Genomic DNA, 5,538 nt, shown 5'->3' on the forward strand with positions numbered 1-5,538 from the left:
GGACTTTTCCGTGCATGCTTGCCTGAGACAAAAGAGGATTTTTTGAATTTTTGAGAATTTCTTTAAGATTAAATCAATGTTTTTTATTTCCCCCTTTCTTTGTTACCGAAAATGCATTTTTATTTCCTATGAATAGGGCATAGGAGAAAAAAATGTGTGCAAAAAAAATCACTTATAGGCCGTCGCCTACAGCCCTTTTAAACCCACGCTGTGACCCTTCGTTCAAGGCGATGTTTACGCAGGAGACAGAAGAATCCAATGCGGCGCTGCAGGATTTCATTTCCGTGCTGATTGGACGCGAAGTCAGAAAAATCGCACTGGTTCCGAACGAGCCACCGGTAGACTCTCTCAACGAGATGCAGATGACTTTTGATGTGAGCGTGACTTTTGATGACGGTGAACGCGCTGATATCGAAATGCAGAGCCGGAGCCAGAATTATGACTATGCCGCCCGTGCAGAAATCCAAGCTGCAAGACTATTGAACATGAATTCGCACAGAGGCGATAACTGGACTTCTAGGTCTGTCTATCAGATTTCCGTGCTTAACTTTCAGTTTGATAAAGATGACAACCAGCCACTTGCATGGTATACTATGACGGATCAAAAAGGCGGACATCTTGCAGGCAAGCTTAATGTTCTGTTCTTTGATTTGGTAAAAATCCATAAGTTAGTTGGAACTTCCCCGGAAAAACTTACGCGCCTTGAGAAATGGGGATTGTTCCTATCTTATGCGGAGAACCCTAAATATCAAGATTACATCAAAAATCTGGTTGAGTCCGAGGAGGGGCTAATGAAAGCATCAAACGCGCTTAATATGGTCAGCCAAGACGATATAAACTGGGCTATTCAGAATTCAATCTTCAAAGCAAAACGAGACTATAACTCAAACATGCAGTATGCCCAAAAAATAGGTCTGGAAAAAGGACTCAAAGAAGGACTTAAAAAAGGTATGAAGCAAGGTATAAAGGAAGGCAAGAAAGAAGGTATGAAGCAAGGTATAAAAGAAGGCAAGAAAGAAGGTATGAAAGAGGGTATGAAAGAAGGTCGGAATGAAGAAAAGCTTCAGGTGGCGAAAAACGCGCTTTCCATGAACCTTGGAACAATCGAGCAGATTTCAGAACTGACTGGCCTTCCCGTTGATGTGATAAAAAATCTAGCTTCCTCTAAACTCTAGCGAAAAACCTTCCGAAATAAGCGGTATGCGCCTTTTTCAATTCCAGAAAAACGCGGAAAGGACGGTCGGACTTTGTAACAGTTTTTAACAGATATAGTTACAAAAAGAACAGAAATTTCCAAATTTTTTTGTTGACTTTGAAAAATATGAGTGCTAACATTAAACAAAAAGTGGAAATAAAACCGTTGGTTTGTTTTTCCATATAAAAAAAGGAGGATTTTTTTATGAAAAAAATCGTAAGTGCAGCATTGCTCACAGCTGTTGCTGGAAGTTTGTTTGCTGCAGATATTTCTGTTAAATTGAACGCTCGAACACACTATACGGCTTATGAGCATAAGTATGCAAAAGGCAGCGATCAGGCAGAGGATGAAACAATCTCTAAATTTACTGCTTCAAAAGACTCTATGGATATCGAGCTCAAGAACGACTACGCTGGTGCCCATGTAGGAATCGCTTACAACAACTTTGCAACTGACAAAGATAGTTTGTCAACGACAGCCTCAGCTGACAAAATTGCAAAGAAAAATGCTTCTGATACAACCGCAAATAGCACAGCCCTTATTGCTGCTAAGCTAACTGACGGTGGACAGTCAGTCGGTCTTGACACAAAATTCTGGGGTTGGATGAAATTCGGCAACCTCACTCTTACTGCTGGTAAATTCGAGTCTCTTTTCACAAAGAAAGGAAACACGACTGTAGTTGAGGAAGGCTTGACAGATAAAGACCCGGCAAAGTCTTACGGTCTCTCTTCTATGCTTAAGGTTGACGGAAGTGAAATCGGAAAAACATTCCTTTATGATGTAAACACAATCTCTGCAAATGCAGGAACTCGCGTTGTTTCAATGATTGCTGACTACACATTCGCTGATGTCGCCGGCGGCAAATTGCTCTTGAAGGCTGGTGCCGTTGACGCTCTCACATCAGGAAAATACCGTGTTGATGCTGCTTATGACGGAAACGGTGGCACACGAACTGTAGGAACAGGTTTCGTATTCGACGCAGCTTTGCAGCGAGAGGACTTCTCTATTGAGGGTATGCTCCGCACAACTACATACAGCGACATCGCTGCTGGTATCTACGCTTCTATCGACATGGTTGACAAGACACCGATGAAATTCGGATTTACTTACGGTAGCGTCTCAAAAGACAACACCGACAAAGATCTTGCAACTGGCAAGGCCTTCAACGCATGGGCAATCGACTGGCGTATCACAAACAAATCAGTTGATAAAGTCACATTGGTCTTGAACGGTAAATATGAATCAGCAAAAGCAAAATATAATGATGATGCAAAAGATGAAACTGGCTTGTACATCGTTGGTCAGGTTGGCTACGAGATGAGCGACCTCATCAACCTCGCTCTCTCAGCAGGTATCTACTACTGTGACCTTGATGACAACGACAAGAAAGACCAGGGTGAAAACTACATTCAGGTTCAGCCGGCAGTTGAGTTCAAGGCTGGTAAGGGTGCTAAGTTCACTGCTGCTCTCCTCTACAAGCAGGCTCTCAACACAGGCGACTGTGCAGACGACTTCAACGACAAGACAATCTCTATCCCATGTATCTTCCGTGTTAAGATGTAATTTGGCTTAGTGTAAAGCACTTTCCCCGCCTTGCCGCTGCAGGGCGGGGATTTTTTTTGTCTTTGTCAAAGAAATTTCCCGGCTGCGTTGCCGAAAAGGCGCAAATTTTCCAAATAAGAGGACAGGAGAGCGGAAAGGATTTCCGCAAATTCACTCAAAAGCAGGGGGAAATCATGCCAGAACAAAAAGAACGGCGGCAAATGCTCAATCCACGGCTAGACGCGAACTTCAAGGCAATCTTCACGCAGGACACGGAGGAGTCGAGGATAGCGCTGAGGTCATTTCTGACGGCTGCAATCGGGCTCAAGGTCGAGGGGGTCACCGTAATCAAAAACGAGGAAGTCAGGGATTACGGCACACAGCGAGGGCTGCGCTACGACATCAAGTGTGTGTTTGACGACGGGACGCTGGCTCAGGTCGAGATGCAGGGCAGCGACAGCCACCAAATCTACGGCAAGCGCGCTGAGTACCACGCGGCCCGGCTGCTCAGTTCCGTCCTCGATGTGGGCGACAACTGGGAGAAAATCCCGAAGACCTACCAGATTTCCGTGCTTGACTGCGAGTTTGACAAAACGCACGGGGACTTCTTCCATCACTACAGGATGATGGACGGGAGGGACGGCGCGAGGCTGTCGGGTACGCTCAATGTGATTTTCATGGAGTTGCCGAAACTTCCATTGCTCACGGACGAGACGGACATTAGAAACTTGCCAAGCATAGTTAAATGGTGTAAATTCTTAAAAGAGGCGGACAATCCCGCAGAGCAGGATTTAATCGACATTCTTGCGGAAAGTGAGGAGGGCATCATGAACGCGGAGACGACACTCGCCAATATCAGTGCGGACAGGTGGCGCTGGCTTGTTCAGGGGCAGATTGAAGCGGACAAGAAGCTTGCGACCGCAAATATTTACTACGCAAAAGAGGAGGGCAAAATCGAAGCCTCCCGCGAGAACGCAAGGAACCTTCTCAAGATGAATCTCGGTACTAATGAGCAAATTGCACAGGCATGTTCACTTCCCCTAGATGAAGTGCTTGCGCTTAAGGAAGAACTCGCCCGTTAGAGCTTTCTCTTCCGGCGCAGACATGCCGAAAAGCGGCATTCCACGCCCCTCACCGGCAAAAAACGCAAAAAAAAGGCTCGCCCAAAACGGACGAGCCTTTTGCTTTACGCTAAGCTTGGATTAGAGTGAAGTCTTGAATGAGAGAGGAATTACGATTGTAGTTCCTTTGCTGTATTTGTTGTCAGAGTCAGCACCGAAGCCACCCATGATACAGCGAACTGCACCTGTAATTGTAGCACCTTTTGCTGGTGTAAGGACTACACCGGCCTGTCCAACGAGTGCTGTTGTTCCGTATTTTGAACCGACTGCAGATTTCTGGTCGCCTTTTATCTCTTTGTTAGAGATAGACTTCGCGGCATACTCACCTTCGACGAAGAACTTAGCCAAGTCGTTGAGCTTGTAGTTTACATTCAACACGACATCGAGGGCTGTGTTTGCCCCATCAATCTGTTTTGCACCGTTTTTCTCATATTTTGTGAGAGATGTGACATTTGCATAAACGCCAGCCGCCAAAGCGTCGTTGATTGCGTAGCGAGCGCGAGCGTCGATTGCCCATGCGTTGACATCATAGACATCTGAAGAACCCTTCTTGTAGTAAATATAGGTTGCCCCTTCACTCAAAACAGTACCACTACCAACTGCGGTATTCGTACCTGCAAGATAATATTTTCCATCTGATTCTGTTATACCGTCGCCAACGACTGTTTTATATGTAGAGGCAGATGAAACAGTTGCCTTGCTTGCCCAAGCGTATGTGAAGCCGAGTGTTGCCTTGAGTCCGTCAACAGCCGTCGGGCTGACATACAAGCCCCAAGAACCGATGTTGTCAGCGTCAAGGTTTGCTACGAAATCACCCTTGAAAGCCTCGTGAGTGTAAGCAGCCTCGAAAGAGTAGCCAGAGTTGTTTGTCGTAGTGCTAGTGTAGTCATCGTTTGCAGAAGTCCATGCGCCGGCGTTCGTCTTTGCAACAGCCTTCAAAAGGAGAGAGCCAGGTCCCAAGTCCTTGAAAGTGTAGTCAATGACGAAAGAGTTAAGTTTTGACCCCTGATAGGTCGTAACATTGTCGGCATCCTGACCAGCCTTGATTGGCATACCCGCGTTCGGGTTGATACCGAGTTTCTTGTTGCCAACGACAGCAACTTCTTTTCTGACACTGTATGCCGTTTTTGCAGCATTCTGTGCCTGAGTGAGATATTTAACCGCATGGTTCTGCTCAATCAAAGAGAGGTCGTTCTGATCTGTTGTGACTCGGTCAGAGAATCGGCTCTCAAAATATCCCGCAGTTATGTTGAAGTTGCCCCAAGTGAGCTTGCCGTAAGCAGTGTTCATTGAGAGACCAGAGTCCTTGAAGTCATATTTTCCGTAGACCGTGACCGGACCCTCGTTGAGCTGGATAGTGGTAGCGTCGTTCGTGAGTCCCGACCCCTGTGTCATATAAGACTTGTCATTAAAGTCCTCCGTGCTGTTGAACTGAGCGATTGTCGGCTTATACTTAATTTCTGATTTTACAGTCAAGTCAGCAGCGAAAGCACCAAAGGCAACGCTAGCCAAAGCAACTGCACTTACGATTTTTTTCATAAAAAAATCCTCCTTTTTTAACTCCGCGTTAGCGGCATGCAGGACGCATGAATTTGCAAGTTTTTGGTAACACCAAAAACTTGGCCATAACAAAAATTACATGGATGTGATTTTTGTTATGCATCCTTTTTTTATATGGAA

Annotated in this window: 4 protein-coding genes; 3 read left to right on the plus strand and 1 reads right to left on the minus strand. The window is 45.7% G+C overall.

Features of this window, described 5'->3' with window-relative positions:
• Positions 1-152 precede the first annotated feature (152 nt).
• The 3 genes from B2089_RS09170 (at position 153) to B2089_RS09180 (ending at position 3,819) form a co-directional block, all read left to right on the plus strand.
• On the plus strand, positions 153-1,175 hold the full coding sequence (locus B2089_RS09170) for a PD-(D/E)XK nuclease family transposase (protein ID WP_296322097.1): 1,023 nt from the start codon (positions 153-155) through the stop codon (positions 1,173-1,175).
• Between the two features lie 224 nt (positions 1,176-1,399).
• A complete protein-coding gene (locus B2089_RS09175) occupies positions 1,400-2,758 on the plus strand; it encodes a hypothetical protein (RefSeq protein WP_296322093.1) in 1,359 nt (452 codons plus the stop codon).
• 173 nt (positions 2,759-2,931) lie between these two features.
• Positions 2,932-3,819: an Rpn family recombination-promoting nuclease/putative transposase gene (locus B2089_RS09180; RefSeq protein ID WP_296322089.1), complete on the plus strand. Its 888-nt coding sequence runs from the start codon at positions 2,932-2,934 to the stop codon at positions 3,817-3,819.
• Between the two features lie 120 nt (positions 3,820-3,939).
• On the opposite strand, the gene B2089_RS09185 is transcribed toward B2089_RS09180, so the two are convergent.
• Complete coding sequence (locus B2089_RS09185) at positions 3,940-5,397, minus strand: hypothetical protein (protein WP_296686889.1); 1,458 nt, start codon at positions 5,395-5,397, stop codon at positions 3,940-3,942.
• Positions 5,398-5,538 lie beyond the last annotated feature (141 nt).

The organism is Treponema sp. UBA3813, from assembly GCA_002368605.1.
Taxonomy (GTDB): domain Bacteria; phylum Spirochaetota; class Spirochaetia; order Treponematales; family Treponemataceae; genus Treponema_D.